The sequence below is a fragment of the Nocardia miyunensis NBRC 108239 genome (genome assembly GCF_001613065.1).
Lineage (GTDB): Bacteria > Actinomycetota > Actinomycetes > Mycobacteriales > Mycobacteriaceae > Nocardia > Nocardia miyunensis.
The window spans coordinates 1-20,697 of record NZ_BDBQ01000087.1 but is presented as its reverse complement, the minus strand read 5'-3'; the positions used below and the strand labels follow the sequence as shown (position 1 = coordinate 20,697).

General features: G+C 68.3%; 18 protein-coding genes. 11 read left to right on the top strand and 7 right to left on the bottom strand.

Going from position 1 to position 20,697, the window contains the following annotated elements; genetic code table 11:
* Nucleotides 1-6: 6 nt before the first annotated feature.
* Nucleotides 7-1,023: a bile acid:sodium symporter family protein gene (locus NM2_RS34735; RefSeq protein ID WP_067677928.1), complete on the bottom strand. Its 1,017-nt coding sequence runs from the start codon at nt 1,021-1,023 to the stop codon at nt 7-9.
* Between the two features lie 71 nt (nt 1,024-1,094).
* Here NM2_RS34735 and NM2_RS34730 point away from each other — a divergent pair, with 71 nt between their 5' ends.
* The 8 genes from NM2_RS34730 (at nt 1,095) to tpiA (ending at nt 10,494) form a co-directional block, all read left to right on the top strand.
* Nucleotides 1,095-1,970 carry a LysR family transcriptional regulator gene (locus tag NM2_RS34730; RefSeq protein WP_067678020.1) on the top strand — a complete coding sequence of 292 codons (876 nt, stop codon included), beginning with the start codon at nt 1,095-1,097 and terminating at the stop codon, nt 1,968-1,970.
* Nucleotides 1,971-2,023: 53 nt separating this feature from the next.
* The gene (gene uvrC / locus NM2_RS34725) at nt 2,024-4,141 is read left to right on the top strand and encodes an excinuclease ABC subunit UvrC (RefSeq protein WP_067677924.1); all 2,118 of its coding nucleotides are present in this window, start codon (nt 2,024-2,026) and stop codon (nt 4,139-4,141) included.
* Nucleotides 4,142-4,263: 122 nt separating this feature from the next.
* Nucleotides 4,264-5,199, top strand: coding sequence for an RNase adapter RapZ (rapZ, locus tag NM2_RS34720; protein WP_067677921.1), 936 nt, complete (start codon nt 4,264-4,266; stop codon nt 5,197-5,199).
* A 32-nt stretch (nt 5,200-5,231) separates the two neighbouring features.
* Nucleotides 5,232-6,242, top strand: coding sequence for a gluconeogenesis factor YvcK family protein (locus NM2_RS34715; RefSeq protein WP_084531878.1), 1,011 nt, complete (start codon nt 5,232-5,234; stop codon nt 6,240-6,242).
* Nucleotides 6,239-7,216: a DNA-binding protein WhiA gene (gene whiA, locus NM2_RS34710; RefSeq protein WP_174575719.1), complete on the top strand. Its 978-nt coding sequence runs from the start codon at nt 6,239-6,241 to the stop codon at nt 7,214-7,216. The genes NM2_RS34715 and whiA overlap by 4 nt, the downstream gene beginning before the upstream one ends.
* A gap of 254 nt (nt 7,217-7,470) precedes the next feature.
* Nucleotides 7,471-8,490, top strand: a complete 1,020-nt coding sequence (gene gap, locus NM2_RS34705; RefSeq protein WP_067677913.1) for a type I glyceraldehyde-3-phosphate dehydrogenase — start codon at nt 7,471-7,473, stop codon at nt 8,488-8,490.
* Between the two features lie 4 nt (nt 8,491-8,494).
* On the top strand, nt 8,495-9,706 hold the full coding sequence (locus tag NM2_RS34700; RefSeq protein ID WP_067677910.1) for a phosphoglycerate kinase: 1,212 nt from the start codon (nt 8,495-8,497) through the stop codon (nt 9,704-9,706).
* Nucleotides 9,707-9,708: 2 nt separating this feature from the next.
* Complete coding sequence (gene tpiA, locus NM2_RS34695; protein ID WP_067677907.1) at nt 9,709-10,494, top strand: triose-phosphate isomerase; 786 nt, start codon at nt 9,709-9,711, stop codon at nt 10,492-10,494.
* Between the two features lie 283 nt (nt 10,495-10,777).
* On the opposite strand, the gene NM2_RS34690 is transcribed toward tpiA, so the two are convergent.
* Nucleotides 10,778-11,590, bottom strand: a complete 813-nt coding sequence (locus NM2_RS34690; protein WP_218026050.1) for an SAM-dependent methyltransferase — start codon at nt 11,588-11,590, stop codon at nt 10,778-10,780.
* 91 nt (nt 11,591-11,681) lie between these two features.
* Here NM2_RS34690 and NM2_RS34685 point away from each other — a divergent pair, with 91 nt between their 5' ends.
* Nucleotides 11,682-12,881 carry a cytochrome P450 gene (locus NM2_RS34685; RefSeq protein ID WP_067678016.1) on the top strand — a complete coding sequence of 400 codons (1,200 nt, stop codon included), beginning with the start codon at nt 11,682-11,684 and terminating at the stop codon, nt 12,879-12,881.
* A gap of 265 nt (nt 12,882-13,146) precedes the next feature.
* Here NM2_RS34685 and NM2_RS34680 read toward each other — a convergent pair whose 3' ends face one another.
* Both NM2_RS34680 and NM2_RS34675 read right to left on the bottom strand, forming a co-directional pair.
* The gene (locus tag NM2_RS34680) at nt 13,147-15,456 is read right to left on the bottom strand and encodes a thiamine pyrophosphate-dependent enzyme (protein WP_245718351.1); all 2,310 of its coding nucleotides are present in this window, start codon (nt 15,454-15,456) and stop codon (nt 13,147-13,149) included.
* A 41-nt stretch (nt 15,457-15,497) separates the two neighbouring features.
* Complete coding sequence (locus NM2_RS34675) at nt 15,498-16,268, bottom strand: META domain-containing protein (protein WP_084531867.1); 771 nt, start codon at nt 16,266-16,268, stop codon at nt 15,498-15,500.
* A gap of 303 nt (nt 16,269-16,571) precedes the next feature.
* Here NM2_RS34675 and secG point away from each other — a divergent pair, with 303 nt between their 5' ends.
* Nucleotides 16,572-16,805, top strand: coding sequence for a preprotein translocase subunit SecG (gene secG, locus NM2_RS34670; protein WP_067677901.1), 234 nt, complete (start codon nt 16,572-16,574; stop codon nt 16,803-16,805).
* A 416-nt stretch (nt 16,806-17,221) separates the two neighbouring features.
* On the opposite strand, the gene pnuC is transcribed toward secG, so the two are convergent.
* The 3 genes from pnuC to NM2_RS34650 all read right to left on the bottom strand — a co-directional run bounded on the left by pnuC (nt 17,222) and on the right by NM2_RS34650 (nt 19,310).
* The gene (gene pnuC / locus NM2_RS34660) at nt 17,222-17,923 is read right to left on the bottom strand and encodes a nicotinamide riboside transporter PnuC (RefSeq protein WP_067677895.1); all 702 of its coding nucleotides are present in this window, start codon (nt 17,921-17,923) and stop codon (nt 17,222-17,224) included.
* 113 nt (nt 17,924-18,036) lie between these two features.
* Complete coding sequence (locus tag NM2_RS34655) at nt 18,037-18,285, bottom strand: S1 RNA-binding domain-containing protein (protein ID WP_067677892.1); 249 nt, start codon at nt 18,283-18,285, stop codon at nt 18,037-18,039.
* A gap of 185 nt (nt 18,286-18,470) precedes the next feature.
* Nucleotides 18,471-19,310 carry an SDR family NAD(P)-dependent oxidoreductase gene (locus tag NM2_RS34650; RefSeq protein WP_067677889.1) on the bottom strand — a complete coding sequence of 280 codons (840 nt, stop codon included), beginning with the start codon at nt 19,308-19,310 and terminating at the stop codon, nt 18,471-18,473.
* 22 nt (nt 19,311-19,332) lie between these two features.
* Here NM2_RS34650 and NM2_RS34645 point away from each other — a divergent pair, with 22 nt between their 5' ends.
* A complete protein-coding gene (locus NM2_RS34645) occupies nt 19,333-20,334 on the top strand; it encodes an alpha/beta fold hydrolase (protein WP_067677886.1) in 1,002 nt (333 codons plus the stop codon).
* The last annotated feature ends 363 nt before the right edge of the window (nt 20,335-20,697 follow it).

Here is a 20,697-nt window from a genome sequence, read left to right as displayed (position 1 = left end):
CGTTGTTCAGGCGGCCTCGGTGGCGATCGGTTCCTCGCGCGCGGCCGCTGCTTCCGCTGCGTCGGCCTTGCGCTCCCACCGTCCGGCCAGCCAGGCGCAGACGAACAACTGGATCTGGTGGAAGATCATCAGCGGCAGCACGATCAGGCCGACCGCATGCCCGGCGAACAGGACCGTGGCCATCGGCAGCCCGCTGGCCAGGCTCTTCTTCGAACCGCAGAAGATCATGACGATGCGATCGCCGCGATCGAATCCGAGCAGCCGACTCGCGAGCGTGGTCAGGGACAGCACCGCGGCGAGCACCACGACGCACACCGCGACCACCGTCACCAGGGACAGCGCCGAAATGCCTCCCCAGATGTGCTCCACCATGCTGTCGCTGAACGCGGCGTAGACGACCAAGTAGACCGAACCGCGATCGACCACCTTGGTGACGGTGGCGTGACGCATGAGCACCTGCAGCGGAGTCCGCAGCAACTGCCCGGCCAGGAAGGGCACCAGCAGCTGCAACACGATCGCCACTATCGATCCCGCCGACACCGTCGCCCCGCCGGTGGTGTTCATCAGCAGCATGACCAGCAGCGGCGTAACGAACACGCCGAGCAGATTGGACAGCGACGCGCTGACCACCGCACCGGCCACATTGCCCCGCGCAATCGAGGTGAAGGCGATCGAGGACTGCACGGTCGAGGGCAGCAGGCACAGGTAGAGCACGCCGGTGTACAGGTCGTCGGTGAGCACCGAGGGGACCAGCAGGCGCAGCGCCAGCCCGATCAGCGGGAAGACCAGATAGGTCACCGCCAGCACGCTCGAGTGCAGTCGCCAGTGCTTGAGCCCGTCCAGCGCCTCGCGCGGCTTCAACCGCGCGCCGTACAGCAGGAACAGGATCCCGATCGCGACCTTGGTGGCCCAGCTCAGGACGTCGGCGGCCTCGCCGCGCGCGGGCAGGAGCGCGCCGACCAGGACGGCGGCGAGCAGGCCGAGCATGAAGGCGTCGATCCGGAATTTGGCGAGTAGCTGCACAGACGAACGATACGTTCCGGCTGAATGATCGCGAAAGTCGTTCGATTCGATATCTCTGAACGGATATCATGATGAATGTGTTCGATCCGGATCAGCTGCGCACCTTCCTCGCCGTCGAGCGGGCCGGTGGCTTCACCGCCGCGGGCCGCATCCTCGGGCTGCGTCAGTCCACCGTCAGCGGTCATATCGCCAAGCTCGAGCAGGCGGCCGGGCGGGCGCTGTTCCGCCGGGACACCCGCAATCTGGCGCTCACCGCGGATGGTGCGGCGATGGTCGGTTTCGCGCGCAGCATCCTGGATGCCCAGGCGCACGCCGACCGCTATTTCTCCGAGTCCCGGCTGTCCGGGCTGATCCGGTTGGGCGCCTCGGACGACGTGATGGCCCGCGAGTTGCCCGATGTGCTGCTGGAATTCCAGCGCAGCCATCCGGGTGTGGATCTGGAGCTGACCGTCGGGCTCAGCGAGACGCTGCGGACCCGGCTCGCGGCCGGGGAGCTGGATCTGATGGTGGCCAAGCGGCGGCCGGGGGAACAGCACGGTGAGCTGCTGTGGCGCGACCGGCTGGTGTGGGCGGCGCGTTCGGGCGCGACGGGTTTCGCCGATCCGGTGCCGCTGGTCACCTATCCGCCGCCGAGTATGACCCGACAGGCGGCGCTGCAGGCGCTCGAACGGGAGGGACGCACCTGGCGGATCGCGTGCGTGAGCGACAGTCAGCTGGGCCTGCGGGCGGCGGTGCTGGCCGGGCTGGGCGTCATCGTGCATGCGGAAAGTCTGCTTCCCGCAGGGCTTTTCGCGGTCGCGGACGATCGGCTGCCGACGCTGGGTGATCTGGAGTTCGTGCTGCTGCGCCGTCGCAGCCGGCTATCCGAGCCGGAGCGGGCGCTGTGCGATGCGATCGAGGCGGGCGCCCGGCGTGAGCACGCGACCCTGCCCCGGCGCGCCGGATGAGCGCGCCGGAGTCGGCCCGATCACCTGTCGGTGCACGTCGCTAATCTGGTTTCGTGGCAGATCCAGCGACGTACCGGCCCGCGCCGGGCACCATCCCCGTCGATCCCGGTGTGTACAAGTTCCGGGATTCCTTCGGGCAGGTCATCTACGTCGGCAAGGCCAAGAGTCTGCGCAGCCGGTTGAATTCGTATTTCGCCGACATCACCGCGCTGCATCCGCGCACCCGCCAGATGGTGACCACCGCCGCGAGCGTGGAGTGGACCGTGGTGTCCACTGAGGTGGAAGCCCTTCAGCTGGAATACAACTGGATCAAGGAATTCGATCCGCGGTTCAACGTCCGCTACCGCGACGACAAGACCTACCCCATGCTCGCGGTGAGCATGAACGAGGAGTACCCGCGGGTATTCGTCTATCGCGGCCCGCGTAAGAAGGGCGTGCGGTACTTCGGCCCGTACGCGCACGCGTGGGCGATCCGCGAGACGGTGGATCTGCTGCTGCGGGTGTTCCCGGTGCGTACCTGCTCGGCCGGAGTCTTCAAGCGGCACAGTCAGATCGGCCGCCCGTGCCTGCTCGGCTACATCGACAAGTGCTCCGCGCCGTGCATCGACCGGGTCAGCGCCGAGGAGCACCGTCGCATCGCCGAGGACTTCTGCGATTTCCTGGCCGGTAAGACCGATCGCATGGTCCGCGAGCTGGAACGCCGAATGCACGCCGCGGCGGAGGAATTGGACTTCGAGACCGCCGCCCGCCTGCGCGACGACGTGCAGGCGCTGCGCCGCGCGCTGGAGAAGCAGGCCGTGGTGCTGGGCACGGGCACCGATGCCGATGTGGTCGCCTTCGCCACCGACGAACTCGAGGCCGCGGTGCAGATCTTCCACGTCCGCGACGGCCGGGTTCGCGGTCAGCGCGGCTGGGTGGTGGACAAATCGGGTGACGCGGTCGACCTGGTCCAGCAGGATGCCGCGCAACTCGGCGATGGCCGGGATTCCGGCGGTGCCGATCAGGAATCCGCGGGCCTCGGTGCCGGAGGGAATTCCGCGGAACCCGGTGACGACGCGGCCCGGGACATCGAACCAGGTGATGCGGTCCCGGCGACGGAGTCCAGCGGCGAACTGGCCGCGCTGGTCGAGCAGTTCCTCATGCAGTTCTACGGTGAGCAGGCCGCCTTCGCCGAGCAGACCGGCGCCGAGCCCGCGGGGACGGCCGTGCCGCGCGAGGTCCTGGTGCCCGCGTTGCCCGGTGACGCCGAACAGGTGCAGGGCTGGCTCTCGGGGCTGCGCGGTTCCGCGGTGCAACTGCGGGTGCCCCGGCGCGGGGACAAGAAGGCCCTGATGGAGACCGTCCAGCGCAACGCGTCCGAGGCGCTGGCTCAGCACAAGCTCAAGCGCGCCGGGGACCTGACCGCGAGATCGGCCGCGCTGCAAGGTATTCAGGACGCACTCGAGCTCGACACCGCACCGCTGCGGATCGAGTGCGTGGACATCAGCCATGTGCAGGGCACCGATGTGGTCGCCTCCCTCGTCGTCTTCGAGGACGGGCTGGCACGCAAATCCGAATACCGGCACTACGCGATCAAGGAGGCCGCGGGCGAAGGCCGCTCGGACGACGTCGCGAGCATCGCGGAGGTCACCCGCCGCCGGTTCCAGCGACTGCGCCGCGATCTGGAGGTGCTCGAGGCCGAGGACAACCCCACGCCGGGCATCGATCCGAAGACGGGCAAACCCCGCAGATTCTCGTATCCGCCCAATCTGTACGTCGTCGACGGCGGCGCACCCCAGGTCGCGGCCGCCGCGGAGGTACTGGACGATCTCGGCATCACCGACGTCGCGGTGATCGGGCTGGCCAAACGCCTCGAGGAGGTGTGGGTTCCGGGCGAGCCCGATCCGGTCATCATGCCCCGCAACAGCGAGTCGCTGTATCTACTGCAGCGAGTGCGCGACGAGGCGCACCGATTCGCCATCACCTTCCATCGCAGCAAACGCTCCCGGCGCATGACGGCCTCGGCGCTGGACGCGGTCCCCGGGCTCGGCGAGACGCGCCGCACCGCGCTGGTCACGCATTTCGGGTCCGTCGCCCGGCTCGAGCAGGCTACGGTGGAGGAGATCACACAGGTTCCGGGCATCGGGGTGGCAACAGCGAAGGCGGTGCTCGCGGCCCTGCACGGCGAATAGTCGCCGCCTATCAATCGGATGGCACGGTTACGTCTCGATGTCGCCCGGCGTGCGTATCGGGCGCTGGATACGGGAAAAAGGCAGGATGATCGCATGAGCGCCAGCAACGGATCCGGTAGGACATGACCAGCGTGGAATCGAACGGTAGTGCGGCGGAGGCGTCCGCGTCCGATCCGGCGGCGGACCGGGCGGTCGAGGTCGTCATCGTCACCGGTCTGTCCGGTGCGGGACGTGGCACCGCGGCGCGGGTGCTCGAGGATCTGGGCTGGTACGTCGCGGACAATCTGCCGCCCGAGCTGATCGAGCGGATGATCGAGCTGGGCGTCTCCGCGGATCCGCCGATCCGACGCCTCGCGCTGGTGATGGATGTGCGCAGCCGCTTCTTCACCGGTAACCTCTCCGCGGTCACCGAGCAGTTGCGCTCCGGGGGTGTACGAACCCGGGTACTGTTCCTCGAGGCATCCGACGATGTGCTCATCCGCCGGTTCGGTTTCGCGCGAAGGCGTCACCCGCTGCAGAGCGAGAGCGCCGACGGCACGCTGTCCGCGGGCATCGCCGCCGAGCGAGCCCGGCTCGACTCGGTGAAAACGGCGGCCGACCTGGTGATCGATACGACCGCGCTGTCGGTGCATCAGCTGCACCGCAAATTGGAGGAGGCGTACGGCGGCGGTGCGCCCAAGGCACTGCAGGTCACCATCCAGTCCTTCGGTTTCAAGTACGGAGTACCGCTGGATGCGGATATGGTGTTCGACTTGCGTTTCCTGCCCAACCCACATTGGGTACCGGAATTACGTGAGCACACCGGACAGGACGCGGTGGTCAGCGAATACGTGCTGTCCCGCCCGGGTGCACAGGACTATCTGCGGACGTGCCGCCACCTGATAGACCTGACGACCGACGGTTACCGCCAAGAGGGGAAGCGTTACATGACCGTGGCAGTGGGCTGTACCGGTGGAAAGCACCGCAGTGTGGCCGTATCGGAAGCGCTGGGTGAGGCACTCGGCGAATCGAGCGCGGACCCGGTGCGCGTGGTGCATCGAGACCTGGGGCGCGAGTGAGTGCGGAGGGGCCGAATCCGGCCCTGGTCGCCATGGGCGGCGGGCACGGGCTGTACGCGACGCTGACCGCTGCGCGCCGGCTCACCTCGGAGGTCACCGCCGTGGTGACGGTCGCCGACGACGGCGGCTCGTCCGGGCGGCTACGCGCGGAGCTGGGCATGTTGCCGCCGGGTGATCTGCGCATGGCGCTCGCGGCGCTGGCCGAGGAGCCCGACGGCGTATGGACGCGCAGCGTCCAGCACCGTTTCGGCGGAACAGGTGCGCTGGCAGGGCATTCGGCGGGAAACCTGATCCTGGCCGTGCTGACCGAGGTGCTCGGCGATCCGGTGGCCGCGCTGGACACCGTGGGTTCGCTGCTGCGCTGTACCGGGCGGGTGCTGCCGATGTCGCCGGCCGCGCTCACCATCGAGGCCGACGTGTCCGGGCTCGAGGCCGATCCCCGGGTGAGCCGGTGCATTCGCGGACAGGTCGCGGTCGCCACCACGCCCGGAAAGGTGCGGCGGGTGCGCCTGATCCCCTCGGACCCGCCGGCGAGTCCCGAGGCGACCTCGGCCATCGAACACGCCGACGTGGTGATCCTGGGTCCCGGATCGTGGTTCACCAGCGTCATCCCGCATGTGCTGGTCCCGGGCTTGCACGAGGCTCTGGTGCACACGCGTGCCCGGAAAGTGCTGGTACTCAACCTCGCTGCGGAGCCCGGCGAGACGGCCGGATTCTCCGCGGAGCGCCATTTACATGTATTGTCCCAGCACGCACCGGATTTCGCGGTGGACCACGTGGTGGTGGACTCCGGGTCCGTACCCGAGGGTAGGGAACGCGAACATGTGGCAAGAGCTGCCGAACAGCTGCGTGCGCGAGTAACCTTCGCTGATGTCGCCGAGGCGGGGACGGACCGGCACCACCCTGGAAAGTTGGCCGCCGCACTGGATCAGGTGATCCGGGCGCCTCGGCCGGAATCAGCAGGGCTTCGAGTCGAAGGACGGCACATGGGCCAGGATGTGCGGTCCGCGTTGGGTGGAAAGGAGCGGGTCTCGTGGCGATGACAGCCGAGGTGAAAGACGAGCTGAGCCGTCTGTCCGTCTCGCAGGTCTCATCTCGCAAGGCCGAATTGTCGGCGCTACTACGGTTCGCCGGCGGGCTGCACATCGTCGGCGGGCGGGTGATCGTCGAGGCGGAGGTGGATATGGGTTCCATCGCCCGGCGCCTGCGCCGCGAGATCTTCGAGCTGTACGGCTACGGCTCGGATGTGCACGTGCTGGGCGCCGGCGGGTTACGCAAGACGTCCCGGTACGTGGTGCGGGTGTCCAAGGAGGGCGAGGCGCTCGCGCGCCAGACCGGTCTGCTGGACGTGCGCGGTCGCCCGGTGCGCGGTTTGCCCGCGCAGGTCGTGGGCGGCAGCATCACCGATGCGGAGGCCGCGTGGCGGGGTGCGTTCCTCGCGCACGGCTCGCTCACCGAACCCGGCCGCTCCTCGGCGCTCGAGGTGAGCTGCCCGGGGCCCGAGGCCGCCCTGGCCCTGGTCGGCGCGGCGCGCCGGATGGGCATCCAGGCCCGCAATCGCGAGATCCGCGGCACCGATCGGGTGGTGGTGCGCGACGGCGAGGCCATCGGCGCGCTGCTGACTCGGATGGGTGCGCAGGACACCCGGCTGACCTGGGAAGAGCGGCGGATGCGCCGCGAGGTCCGGGCGACCGCCAACCGCCTGGCCAACTTCGACGACGCGAATCTGCGCCGTTCGGCCCGGGCCGCGGTGGCCGCGGCCGCGCGGGTCGAACGCGCCCTGGAGATTCTCGGCGACGATGTGCCCGACCATCTGGCCGCGGCCGGGAAGCTGCGCGTGGAGCATCGTCAGGCCTCACTCGAGGAACTGGGCCAGCTGGCAGATCCGCCGATGACCAAGGACGCGGTCGCGGGCCGTATCCGGCGGCTGCTATCGATGGCGGATCGCCGCGCCAAGGAGCTCGGCATTCCGGACACCGAGTCCGCGGTCACCGCCGAATTGCTCGAAGACGCCTGAGACATACGCTGACCGATAGCCGCCGTGGTGCGAACACCTTTGCGCCACGGCGGCTTTCGTCACTTTCACGTACATCGCCCGATATCTTGTCGGTCCGGGTCGGTATTCTGCGCAGGGAGTGCTCGCAGCGTCGCGAGGACGGGGTGGTGCCCGGCGTTCTCACCGTGACCAGGGGCGTGTCTGTGACATCACGGCCGGGCATTAGGGTGGATCGACAACGGAGAAGAATCCGCAGAAAGCTGAGGAGCGATAACGTGACTGTCCGGGTAGGCATCAACGGCTTCGGCCGCATCGGGCGTAACTTCTTCAGGGCGGTCGAGGCGCAGAAGGCGCTCGGCACAACGGAGATCGAAGTCGTCGCGGTCAACGACCTCACCGACAACGCAACCCTGGCGACCCTGCTCAAGTACGACTCGATCCTGGGTCGCCTGCCGCAGGATGTCTCGCTCGACGGCGACGACACCATCGTGGTCGGCGATCAGCGCATCAAGGCGCTGGCCATCAAGGAGGGCCCGGCGGCGCTGCCGTGGGGCGAGCTGGGCGTCGACGTGGTGGTGGAATCGACCGGTATCTTCACCGACGCGACCAAGGCCAAGGGCCACCTCGCCGCCGGTGCCAAGAAGGTCATCATCTCCGCGCCCGCCAAGGGTGAGGACCTGACCGTCGTGATGGGCGTCAACGACGACAAGTACGACGGCAGCCAGAACATCATCTCCAACGCCTCGTGCACCACCAACTGCCTGGGCCCGCTGGCCAAGGTGCTCAACGACAGCTTCGGCATCGAGCGTGGCCTGATGACCACGATCCACGCCTACACCCAGGACCAGAACCTGCAGGACGGCCCGCACAGCGACCTGCGCCGCGCCCGCGCCGCCGCGCTGAACATCGTGCCGACCGGCACCGGCGCGGCCAAGGCCATCGGCCTGGTGCTGCCCGACCTGCTGGGCAAGCTGGACGGTTACGCGCTGCGCGTGCCGGTGCCGACCGGTTCGGTCACCGACCTGACCGCGAACCTGCGCACCAAGGCCTCGCTGGAGGAGATCAACGCCGCGTTCAAGGCCGCCGCCGAGGGCCCGCTGAAGGGCATCCTGAAGTACAACGTCGACCCGATCGTGTCGAGCGACATCGTCACCGACCCGCACTCGTCGATCTACGACGCGCCGTTGACCAAGGTCATCGACGACCAGGTGAAGGTCGTGTCCTGGTACGACAATGAGTGGGGTTACTCCAACCGCCTCGCCGACCTCATCGGTCTCGTCGGTAAGTCGCTGTAAGACAATGGCGGTCAAGACACTTCAGGATCTCCTGGACGAGGGTGTCGAGGGTCGGGGCGTGCTCGTGCGCTCCGACCTGAACGTCCCCTTGGACAACGGGGTCATCACCGATCCGGGCCGCATCATCGCCTCGGTCCCGACCATCAAGGCGCTGGTCGAGGCGGGCGCCAAGGTGGTGCTGACCGCGCACCTGGGCCGCCCGAAGGGCGAGCCCGATCCGGCGCTGTCGCTCGCGCCGGTGGCCGAGCGTCTGGCGCAGGAGCTGGGTCGCAACGTCCAGCTCGCCGGTGACGTGGTCGGCCAGGACGCGCTGGCGCGTTCGGAGGGCCTGACCGACGGCGATGTGCTGCTGCTGGAGAACATCCGTTTCGATCCGCGTGAGACCAGCAAGGACGATGCCGCGCGCGGCAAGCTGGCCCGCGCCCTGGTCGAATTGGTCGGCGACGACGGCGCTTTCGTCTCCGACGGCTTCGGCGTCGTGCACCGCAAGCAGGCCTCGGTCTACGACGTGGCCGAGCTGCTGCCGCACTATGCGGGCACGCTGGTCGCGGCCGAGGTGGAGGTGCTGCGCAAGCTGACGACCGACACCGAACGGCCGTACGCGGTCGTGCTGGGCGGGTCGAAGGTCTCGGACAAGCTGGCGGTCATCGAGGCGCTGGCCCCGAAGGTCGACACCCTGGTCATCGGCGGCGGCATGTGCTTCACATTCCTTGCCGCACAGGGTCTTCCGGTGGGTTCCTCGCTGTTGCAGGAGGAGATGATCGAGACCTGCCGTGGGCTGCTGGACCGGTACGGCGATGTCATCCACCTCCCGCGCGACATCGTGGTGGCCGACAAGTTCGCCGCTGATGCGGAGTCGAAGGTGGTGTCCGCCAACGAGATTCCCGACGGCTGGATGGGCCTGGACATCGGCCCGGATTCGGCGGCCCGCTTCGGCGCGCTGTTGACCGAGGCCCGCACGGTGTTCTGGAACGGCCCGATGGGCGTGTTCGAGTTCGAGAAGTTCGCCGCGGGTACGCGCGGTGTCGCCGAGGCGATCGTGCAGGCCACCGAGAAGGGCGCGTTCACCGTTGTCGGCGGTGGCGATTCGGCCGCCGCGGTGCGGTCGCTGGGTCTGCCGGAGGACGGTTTCTCGCACATCTCCACCGGTGGCGGTGCGTCACTGGAATATCTGGAGGGCAAGGAACTGCCCGGCATCGCGGTATTGGAGGGCTGAGGGTGGCACGCAAACCGCTCATCGCGGGCAACTGGAAGATGAACCTCAATCACCTCGAGGCCATCGCCCTGGTGCAGAAGATCGCATTCGCCTTGCCGGACAAGTACTTCGACAAGGTCGACGTGACGGTGCTTCCGCCGTTCGTGGACATTCGCAGTGTGCAGACCCTGGTGGAGGGCGACCGGCTGCTGGTCACCTTCGGCGCCCAGGATGTCTCGGTGCACGAGTCGGGCGCGTACACCGGTGAGATCAGCGCGTCGATGCTGGCCAAGCTGGGCTGCTCGTTCGTCGTGGTCGGGCATTCGGAGCGCCGGCAGTACCACAACGAGGACGACGCGACCGTGCTGGCCAAGGCCAAGCAGGCGCTCAAGCACGGGATCACCCCGATCGTGTGCATCGGCGAGGGCCTGGGCGTGCGCGAGGTGAGCGAGCACGTGGCCTACAACCTCGAGCAGCTGCGCGGTTCGCTGAAGGGGCTCACGGCCGACGAGATCGCCAAGGTCGTCATCGCGTACGAACCGGTCTGGGCGATCGGCACCGGCCGGGTCGCCACTCCCGCCGACGCGCAGGAGGTGTGCGGCGCGATCCGCGGTGAGCTGGCCGAGCTGGCGAATCCGCAGGTGGCCGCGTCGGTCCGGGTGCTGTACGGCGGTTCGGTGAACGCCAAGAACGTCGGCGAGCTGGTTTCGCAGACCGACGTCGACGGCGCGCTCGTCGGCGGCGCTTCGCTCAAGGGTGACGAGTTCGCCACCCTCTCGGCGATCGCCGCGGGTGGTCCGCTGCCGTAAGGAATGCGGCCCGGTCGCGATCCCCGCGACCGGGCCGAAACCGCCGAGATGTGACCTGCGTTGCGTCCCAGGCGATCTCGCCCCAGCTCAGGGTGTGGGGATTTCCGTCGAGACCCGCGCAGAGCTGGTGGCCGAGCATCTGACCGATGCTGACCTGCCCATGCAGCCGGTCACCGGCACACCGCCGTCAAACGCCACGACTTCCGGCGATTTCGCCGAGTGGATGCGGTCCCCGCTCGATGGGAGCGGCCACTATCTGTACGACGCCGGGCAGTGGCCCGGCCTAACCGATGCGCGCGACCGCGCTGAGCATGGAGACGGCCTCGGGCCGGGGATGGGCGCGCCAGGTCTCCGGACGCCACGTCATCACCGAGCTGATTCCCGGCGGCACCAGGTCCAGGCCGGTGAAGAAGCGTTCGAATTCGGCGGTGGACCGTAATCGGAACGGGATGCCGCTGCGCTCGTTGGCCTTGCGGGTCTCGGTCAGATCCTCCTGGGTGAGGTGGTCGTCGGTGGCGTGGGTCATCACCAGATAGCTACCGGGGGGCAGTGTTTCGAGCAACTGCCGGACCAACTCGTGCGGCTTCTCCTCGTCGGTGATGAAGTGCATGACCGCCAGCAGCATCAGCGCGACGGGCTGAGTCAGGTCCAGGGTGGACAGCAGATCCGGATGGGACAGGATCTTCGCCGGATCGCGCACGTCGGCATCCAGGTAAGCAGTGGCGCCCTCGGGTGAGCTGTCCAGTAGTGTGCGGGCGTGGATCAGCACGATGGGGTCGTTGTCCACATAGACGATCCGTGAATCCGGGGCGATCCCCTGGGCGATCTCGTGCACGTTACCCGCGGTGGGGAGCCCGGCCCCGATGTCGAGGAACTGCCGGATCCCGGCCTCCTCGGTGAGATAGGTGACCGCGCGGCGCAGGAATTTGCGATTCTCCAGGCAGGCGAAGCGGATCGTGGGGAAGGCCTCGGCGACGAGTTCGGCCGATTCTCGGTCGGCCTCGAAATTGTTCTCGCCACCGAGCCAGTAGTCGTAGCGGCGGGCCGGATGCGGGGTGGTGATATCGATTCCGGCAGGTGCGAATTCAGACTGCACGACGTCCTCTTTCCTGTCGACTACTGTGATCATGTCAGCTCGGATAGTGAACCGGTAGCGGTAAATGCCGCACCGTCCGGAAGGCTTCCTCATGCAGTTGCAGTACAGCCCATACGATTTCGATGTCCACGACGATCCGTATCCGTATTACGAACAGCTGCGCGAGCAGTCACCTGTGTTCCGCAACGAGACGGACGATTTCTGGGCGTTGTCCCGGCACGCGGATGTGCTGGCCGCCCTGCGCGATTCGGATCGTTTCTCTAGTGCGAACGGCCTTCGGATGGAGCCCGCTTTCTGGGGACCGCAGGCGGAGCGGTTCTTCTCCTTCGTGGCGATGGATCCGCCCAAGCACACGCGCATGCGGGGGCTGGTGGTGCGGGCGTTCACCCAGCATCGGGTGCAGTCCCTGGAGCCGCGGCTGCGTGAGATCGCGCGCGGGCTGCTCGAGCCGCTGCTCGAACGAGGCAGTTTCGACCTGATGTCCGACTTCGCCGGCCCCTACCCGACCGAGGTGATCTCCGAGCTGGTGGGCGTGCCCGCGGCCGATCGGGCCATGGTCCGCAAGCTCGGCATGGAGATCATGTACACCGAGGAGGAGTCCACTGATCTGCGGCCCGAGGCCATGCAGGCGATCGGGGCCCTGGTCGGCTACTACACCGAGCTGACCGCCGAACGTGCCGCGCACCGGGGCGAGGATCTGCTCTCGGCCCTGCTCGACGCGGCCGACGGCGACGACCGGCTCACCCCCGAGGAGATCGTGGGCGTGGTGATCCTGCTGGTCGGCGCGGGTATCGAGACGGCCATGCTGACCCTGGGCAATCTGTGGCACGCGGCCTGGCGGCATCCCGATCAGCGCCGGATCGCGCTGGGCGGGCAGTCCCAGTCACCGGTGGGCCGCATCGAGGACTGGATCGATGAGGCGATGCGGTACGACCCGTCGAATCAGGTGATTCTGCGGACCACCACCGAACCGATGGAAGTGCACGGTGTGAAGATTCCCGCCGACGCGCGCGTCCTGCTGCTGAGCGGTTCGGCGAATCGCGACCCCCGAGTGTTCGAGAATCCGGACCGGTTCGATCTGGACCGTGACACGGGCGACGCGGTGGCCTTCGGCAGCGGCCGCCACCATTGTCTGGGTTCGAATCTCGGGCTGCTGGAATTGCGTATCGCGTTGCAGGAGATCGTCTTGCGCATCGCCGACTTCGAGGTGGACCCGGCCGGCCTGCGCCGCATCCACTCCTCGAACAACCGCGGTTTCACCGCCCTGCCCACCACCGTCACCGCGCGCTGACCGTATCTGCGGCTCCGGCGATCTACGATCTGCGGTGTGCGCCGAGTGCGGGAGCGGTGGAGCCGCGATGGTGTGTTCGCCGACGATCGGATATGAGATTCGTACGCCGCATGGACGGGATGACCCGCGAATTCGTCCGTGATGCGGATGCATACGGGTTCCCGTCGTACAAACGTGGTGATCTCGACCCGTAGTGCCGGCGGCTGCCGGGCTCGGGTGGGTGGTGTGCACGGAATCCGAGCACCGTTGCGCTACGGAGAATTGCTCATGCCGTGACCAGTTCGGCGGCCGCCTGCGCTATGGTGGCCTCGTTCAACAGCACGTGTGCGGTGGCCGGGCCCAGGGGGACGAAGCTGTCGGCGCTGGTGACGCGGGTGATCGGGCCGGTGAATCCGGCGTCGATCAGGGCGGTGCAGACCGATTCGGAGACGCCGCCGCTGCGGCGGGTTTCGTCGGCGATGAGGACGCGGCCCGTTGCGCGGGCGTGATGCAGGATGTCTTCGACGGGAAGTGGTGCTAGCCAACGTAGGTCGAGGATTCGGGCGTGAATTCCCCGCTGGGACAGGCGTTGTGCGACGCGCAGACTCATGCGCAGGCCGTTGGCGAAGGTGATGATCGTGAGATCGGTTCCGTCGCCGTGGATTCGGGCGCGGCCGATATCGACCGGGGCGTCGCCGGGAGCGGCCAGCCAGCCGTCGTCGCCGGGCTGGTGCAGGTCGCGGGTGTGGTAGAGGGCGATCGGCTCGAGGAAGACGCAGACCCGGCCGTCGATCCGGGCGGCGGCGACACAGGTGCGCAGCATGGCCGCGGCGTCGTCGGGGCGGGCGGGGGAGGCGACCACCAGGCCCGGGATATCCCGCAGGGCCGCAACGGAATCGTCGTTGTGGAAGTGTCCGCCGAAACCCTTCTGGTAGGCGTAGGAGGCGATGCGCACGACCATCGGGTTGCGGAACTGTCCAGCGGAGAAGAATTGCTGCGTGGCGGCCTCGCCCCGGATCTGATCGAGCGCATTGTGCACATAGGCCAGATATTGGATTTCCGGAATCGGGACGAATCCGGCCGCGCCCGCACCGAGGGCGGTGCCCAGGACACTCTGCTCGTCCAGCAGCGTATCGAAGACGCGTCGCGCGCCGAACCGGCGTTGCAGCCCCTTCGTCACCCCGTAGACGCCGCCCTTACGGCCGACGTCCTCGCCGAAGACGAGCAGGTCGCCATCGCGTTCGAGCAACTGCGTCAGGGTGTGGTTGATCGACTGCGCGAGCGTCGTCGCGGGGGTTCTCTCGGCTGAATCCTGCCCTGTCGCAGCGTGATTCGAGGACGCACCGGCATTGCTCGCGCGATCCGGACCGGCGGGGTCGGCCGGTGCGCGCTTGCGGGTGTCGAAGATGCGAGCCCCCGGCGGCGGTGCGGGGTCGGTCAGCGGTTCGGTGCGCACGGCGTCCGCGCGCACGAGGTCGGGATGATCCGGGGCCAGGGGCGCGATGACGGCGGCGGCGGAATCGAGCGTGGCCTCCCCGGTGACCTGCTCGGCGACGGTCGCGACCTCGGCGCCGATGGCGTCGTACCGGGCGATGATCTCCCGCGCGCCGATACTGCCCGAGCCGACCAGCAGGCGCGCGGTCGCGGTCACCGGATCCCGGCGCAGTTCCTCGGCGATATCGCCCCCGCGGCGATACGCCGACTCCACATCCGAGCCCGCATGGCCCAGCAGCCGGGTGGTGCGCAAGCGCAGGAAGGCCGGGAGCCGATTCTCCCGCACCCAGTCCGCGGCCTCAGCCGAAACCGTCAGCGCCGCAAGCGCATCGGAGCCGTCGACGTCGAAATATCGCAGACCGGGCCGAGTTCCGTAGGCGCGGCCGATCCAGTCCGGGGGAGTGGGCACGCTCAGGCCGATCCCGTTGTCCTCGCAGACGAACAGCACCGGCATCGGGACGTGTTGATGGGCGGTGTGCACGGCCGTGTTGATCGCCCCGGTCGCGGTCGAATGATTGGCCGAGGCGTCGCCGAACGTGCACACCACCACCGAATCGAACGGCCAGGGCGTGAATCTGCCCAGCCGAGCAGCCCGGTCCAGCGCGAACGCCAGCCCGACCGCCCGCGGCAGATGCGAGGCGATGGTGGAGGTCTGCGGCAGGATCGCGGCGGCCTTGCTGCCGAACACCTTGTGCCGCCCACCGGATATCGGATCCGCGGCCGCGGCGACCACACCCAGCAGCACATCCCGGATGGGATCGGAGCCGCCGACCCGGCGGCAGCGATGGACGAAGAACGCGCCCGAACGATAGTGCGGCAGCGCGGGATCGGTCGGGCGCAGCGCCGCGGCGAGTGCGGCGTTCCCCTCGTGCCCCGACGATCCGATGCTGTAGTACCCGTGTCCGGCGGCGGTCAGCGCGCGGGCCGCCAGATCCAGATGTCGGCTCGTGGCCTGCGCGTCGAACAGTTCCAGCACCGCGCCCGCGGTGTGCGGGCTGCCCGGCAGCACGGATTCGGTTGCGGCGCGGGGAGATCCGGGTCGCACGGCCGCCACCGCCGCGCGGAACCGCCGATCGAGTTCTGCCTCTCGTTCGTTGATCACCCGCCCCATGCTGCCCCGCGGCGGGCCGCCGGGTGGCGGTTTCACTCGGAGCGCAGGATCAGGCCGTTGTCGTCGGCCCGATTGTGGATGGTCAGGGTGTCCGAGTCCACGGTGGCCTCGGTCGTGCCGTTCAGCGCCTCGAGCACCTGCTGCTCGACCTGCATGACATCGGGGGCGCACATCATCCGGGTGGTGGCCAGATGAAATGTGACCGCCGAACCGGAGATCTCGGCGGTACCGGTCATCCGGTTGCATCCGGCGTTGCCGGAGACCTGGCCGTCGGGTGCGATGGTGAGTGTGGGTCGCGCGGCGTCCAATGCCTGCGACCGGACCTGCCCCTCCTGCCGGAGCAATGTCGTGACCACCCACGTGGTCCCGGTCAACGGCAGATCCGGGTGCAGCACCCGTTTGTCCCGCAGGGTGACGGTGACGTCGTGTCCGGTGAGAGTGAGCGTGCTGCCCGACAGCGACCACTTCGGCGCGGACTGCAGTAACGCGGTCTGCCAGCCGTCCGCCCCCGATCTGTCGCCGATGCAGGCCATCATGGTCGTGGCCATCCGCGAGACGCGCAGCGCCGAGCCGTCGAAGGTCACCGGGCCGCTGCTGCTGTTGCATCCGGCATCGGCCGAGACCCGCCCGTCGGTGAAGCTCAGCGTCAGCGGCCCGCCGCCCGGAATGGGCGTCCCCTTCACCTCCGTGGAGATGTAGGTGTGTCCCATCGGCGTCGGACCGGGTCCCGAAGACCCGCCCGAACACGCGGCCAGCAGTCCGCACACGAGCACCACCGGGCCCCACAGCACCTTGGCCGACATGCCGCGATGGTACCGGTGAGGACCATGACGCCCGGGCAATCGAGCGTGTGTGCCGAGCCGCGATTGCGATGCTGCGCCTGATCGGGCATCGGCCTACGCCGAACTTCTGGGCGCGGTCTGCGGCAGAACCGGACGCGGTCGCGATGTCGCCGAGAATCTCGCCCGAGCGGCTCCCCGACGGGGAGGTGTGTGCTGTGTGGATGTATATCGGGCGCAGTGTTGCGGTTGTGTGGGCGAGCGAAGCGCGGTGCGGGGGATCACCTGATGCGGGGGTGTCGCGGGGTTGTGCATAAACTGTCGGGCATGCGCATGTTCCTGGATATCCTCCTGGTGATCACCAGTGTGTTGCTGGTGTTGCTGGTGCTGCTCCACCGCGCGAAGGGCGGGGGCCTGTCCAACCTGTTCGGCGGCGGCGTGCAGTCGAGCCTGTCCGGGTCCACCGTTGTCGAGAAGAACCTCGACCGCATCACCGTCTTCACCGGCGTGATCTGGCTGATCGCCATTCTGGGCATCGGCCTGGAGATCAAGTTCGCCTGATCACCAGCGCACCGGCGGTCGCCACGGCGAGAATCACCGCGGCGATCGCGAAAGCCGTCCCGTATCCGTCACCCAGCATCGGAGTCACCCCCGGCGGACCGAGGACCTGACCAAGGCCGTAGCCCGCGGTGAGCGTGGCCGCGGCGCCGGGCCCGGTAAGTTCGCCGCCGACCTAGATCGCGAGCATGGTGGTTGATTCCGGTGGACGTCGCCCCGAACAGCGCCGCGGAGATCAGCGCGGTCTCGGCGGACCAGCGTCGGGCGATCAGATCCCACAGCAGGGTCGCGGGTGCGGCGGTCACGCCGACGACCACCCACATCGGCGTACCGAGCGATCGGTGTCCCGGGGATTGCAGCGCGGCCACCGAAAAATTGCGGTCTGAGCTGGAAATCCCCGCCCTTCAGGCAGGGAACCGTTAATCCGGCAGTCCGAGAGGCTCGCGTGGCCGGGTGTCCGCCCGGACGGCCGCATCGCGGCGCATGGTCCGGACCCACACCGCGAAACCCCAGGCCACGAATCCGGCGTAGACGAGATACAGCACCGCCGACGGATAGTACCCGGCTCGCAGCAGCAACGGCACACCGACCAGATCCACGGCGATCCACAGCAGCCAGAATTCGGCGAGGCCGCGGGCCATTCCGTAGGTGGCCAGGACCGAGCCGGTGAAGATCCACGCCTCGGCCCACGGTCCGTACGATCCGAGCCAGGCGAACAGCCTGGTGCAGATCAGGGTGCCCAGAAGCATCGAGGCGACCAGGATCCAGCGTTCCCGGGTGCTCGCCCAGCGCGGTACCACGGCGCGATGTTCGAGTCCGGTCTCGCGCCGGGAGTGTCGATACCACCCCCACCAGCCGTAGACGCTCACCACGACGAACATCAGCTGACGTCCGGCCTGACCGGCCATGTTCAGATGCTGCGGGGTATTGAACACGCCCCCGACGAAGACGGTGAACAGCAGCGCGTTTCCGGCGATTCCGACCGGCCACGCCCACACCCGCCGCCGCATCCCGCCGATCGCGGAGGCAAGGCCGAAGCCGTTGCCCACGACCTCACGCCACAGGATCGTCGACCCGGCGACATGGAGTTCGGCATCGAGCAGCGCTGACACAGGATTCACCTCACCTGTAACCCCGAGCCTCGGGATTCTCATCCTGGCAGTGTGGCGGTGTGCTCGGGTTTTATGCTGAACGGGTGTGGGGCCGGCCGCATTCCGGCCCCACACCCGCACTACTACGCCTGGGTCAGGCTCAGGCGGCGGTTCTCGTCGTCGAGTTGCAGGATCCGGACGTTCAGCGTCGATCCGACCTGCGGCTCGCCGCGCCACTCCCGCGTGTGCAGCAGGCCGTGGATGCCCGGGGCCACCTCGAGGAACGCACCGAACGGAACGACCGAGACGACGGTCGCCGCGAGGGTGCCACCCGGGGTGCGGGCAGCGCGGAACGCCGCCCATTCCTGGGGCGAAACTGGTTCGTGGGACATGTGATTCACCTCCTCTCGCGGTCCCTGGAAGTACAACGGGACGCGTTCGGAGGGCGGGCCTCTGGCCCGCGCCGCGATCACCTCGCGGCCGGGAAACCTGTCTGTGCGCGGCTTGTCGCCGACCCGGCAGTCACGCGGGCAAGGCTAAGCCGAAGTCGCGTCGGCGGTCAAGCCCGGGGTGGATCTCAGCCCAGTCGCGGGATGCGGCCGTCGACGTCGGTGAAACCGTAGGCGTCGGCGAGATCGCGTACCCGCCAAGCCTTTCCGGTGCGGGCGCGACGATCCGGATCAGCGGCCAGGGCGACGACGGCGCGTCCGGGAAAACGCGGTGTCTCGGCCTCGTTCAGATCGAAGGTGCCCTCACCGGGCAGCGTGATCATCCGGCGGCCCTGCGCATCGGCCGGAACCATCTGCAGCAGTTCGGTATTCACGATGCCCGGCCACAGCGAGACCGCGGTGACGCCGGTGTCGGCCAGATCGTGCGCCATATCGGCGGTGAGCCGGTCCACCGCGCACTTGGCGACGCCGTAGACGGTGTTGTGGGTGTAGTGCTCCGCGCCGGGGGAGGAGATGCTCACGATCAGTCCGCCCGATTCGATCAACGCCGGTGCGGCGAAAACGCTTGCCACGTAATGGGATCGGACGCCGATGTCGAAGCTCTCGTCCCACGCCTGCGGGGGCACCTCCCAGAACGGGCGGCCCAGCCAGCGCGAGGAGGCGGGGGCGTTGTAGACGTTGTTGACCAGCACGTCCAGGCGGCCGTCGTCGGAGCGGATCCGGTCGAACAGGGCCTGCACCGCGTCGTCGTCGGCGTGATCGCACACGTACGGCACCCCGATGCCGCCGAGTTCGCCGATCTCCGCGGCGGTCTGCGCCACGGTGCCCGGCAGGCGGCCCGGCGTGGCCGATCGGCCGGTGAGGTAGACCGTCGCGCCCGCCGCACCCAGTTCCAGCGCGATGCCCTTGCCGATGCCGCGGCTGGCGCCGGTGACGACCGCGACCTTTCCGGCGAGTATTCCTTTCACGACTTCAGGACACTACCTTGAGATGAGAACACGTTCTAGTTATGGAGGCGGAGTGGAGCCGACACATCGGCAGGTGGGCACGAACGGGATCTCGATGCACATCGCGGAACAGGGCACCGGATATCCGGTGATCTTCTGTCACGGATTCCCGCACGGCTGGTCGGTGTGGGCTCGCCAGCTCGGCGCGCTGGCTACGGCGGGATATCACGCCATCGCCCCCGACCTGCGCGGATACGGTCGCACCGAAGCCCCCGACGGAGTCGAGGCCACCACGAATCAGGCCGTGATCGGGGATCTGCTCGGCCTGCTGGACGAGATCGGGGCCGCGCACGCGGTCTTCGTCGGCCTGGACTTCGGCGCACAATTGGTGTGGGAGCTGTCGCTGCGCGCGCCCGAGCGTGTCGCGGCGGTGTTCGTCTTGAACAATCCGTATGCGCCGCGTCCGCCCAAGCCGCCGTCGGCATTCTGGACGAAGGCGGCCGAACGTCACTTCCTGCATCTGTCCTATTTCCAGACGCCCGGTGTCGCCGACGCCGAACTGGCCGGGCGTCCGCGCGAATTCCTGGCCCGGGTGTACTACTCGCTCAGCGGTGACTACCACTACCTGGACACCTGGAAGAATCCGCCCGGCATCGGCTATCTCGACGCACTGCCGACCGCGCCCGCGCTGCCGTGGTCGTGGTTGTCCGAGGCCGAATTCGACGCCCAGGTAACGGAATTCGAACGCACCGGATTCACCGGCGGTCTGAACTGGTACCGCGCCCTGGACCGCAACTGGGAGCTCAGCGCAGATCTCCCGACCACAGTGCCGGTCCCCGCCTACTTCCTGTACGGCGAGAACGACCCGGATATGGAGGGTTTCAGCGGCCGTGACCCGCTGGCCACCCTCCGCGCGAACGTCCCGGATCTGCGCGCGGTCGAAAAGATCTCGGGCGCGGGACATCTCGTGCAATGGGAACGTACCGACGCGGTGAACGAATTCCTCACCCGGCACCTGCGTGCTCTCGATCCCGCATCCGCCTGATCACCTCTGCGCACAACTGATAACCGCGGCGACGGCCCGCAGGCTCGGTGACCGGAATGCCGCTCGACTCGACAGGTGAGGAGACTTCCGCTCGCCGTGCCGCGGGGGCATTCCGGGACCCGGGATCCGCCGGAACAGGCAGGGCCCCGCGAGGTGCGGTCGCCGCCGGATGGGCGGGTCCGGCCTTGGTGGTGCGTCGAAAGACGATGGGGGACAGAGGAATTCGATGTCGGGTGCGGTCCACCAAGCCGTGCGGCCGGAGTGGTGTCGAGACCAGCCCGGACAAGGGGTTACACCGAGAGTGAGGGTCCCCGGCGCGGCGGGGGCACGACTTGTGTACGTCGGCCGCGCGCCCGCCGCCTC

Excerpts from the sequence above, each read along its gene's own strand:
- rapZ (WP_067677921.1), top strand. The coding sequence starts at position 4,264 with ATGACCAGCGTGGAATCGAACGGTAGTGCGGCGGAGGCGTCCGCGTCC.
- NM2_RS34655 (WP_067677892.1), bottom strand. The coding sequence starts at position 18,285 with ATGTCCCACGAACCAGTTTCGCCCCAGGAATGGGCGGCGTTCCGCGCT.
- whiA (WP_174575719.1), top strand. The coding sequence starts at position 6,239 with ATGACAGCCGAGGTGAAAGACGAGCTGAGCCGTCTGTCCGTCTCGCAG.
- NM2_RS34685 (WP_067678016.1), top strand. The coding sequence starts at position 11,682 with ATGCAGTTGCAGTACAGCCCATACGATTTCGATGTCCACGACGATCCG.
- NM2_RS34645 (WP_067677886.1), top strand. The coding sequence starts at position 19,333 with ATGAGAACACGTTCTAGTTATGGAGGCGGAGTGGAGCCGACACATCGG.
- secG (WP_067677901.1), top strand. The coding sequence starts at position 16,572 with ATGCGCATGTTCCTGGATATCCTCCTGGTGATCACCAGTGTGTTGCTG.
- NM2_RS34700 (WP_067677910.1), top strand. The coding sequence starts at position 8,495 with ATGGCGGTCAAGACACTTCAGGATCTCCTGGACGAGGGTGTCGAGGGT.
- NM2_RS34675 (WP_084531867.1), bottom strand. The coding sequence starts at position 16,268 with ATGTCGGCCAAGGTGCTGTGGGGCCCGGTGGTGCTCGTGTGCGGACTG.
- NM2_RS34715 (WP_084531878.1), top strand. The coding sequence starts at position 5,232 with ATGGGCGGCGGGCACGGGCTGTACGCGACGCTGACCGCTGCGCGCCGG.
- NM2_RS34730 (WP_067678020.1), top strand. The coding sequence starts at position 1,095 with ATGAATGTGTTCGATCCGGATCAGCTGCGCACCTTCCTCGCCGTCGAG.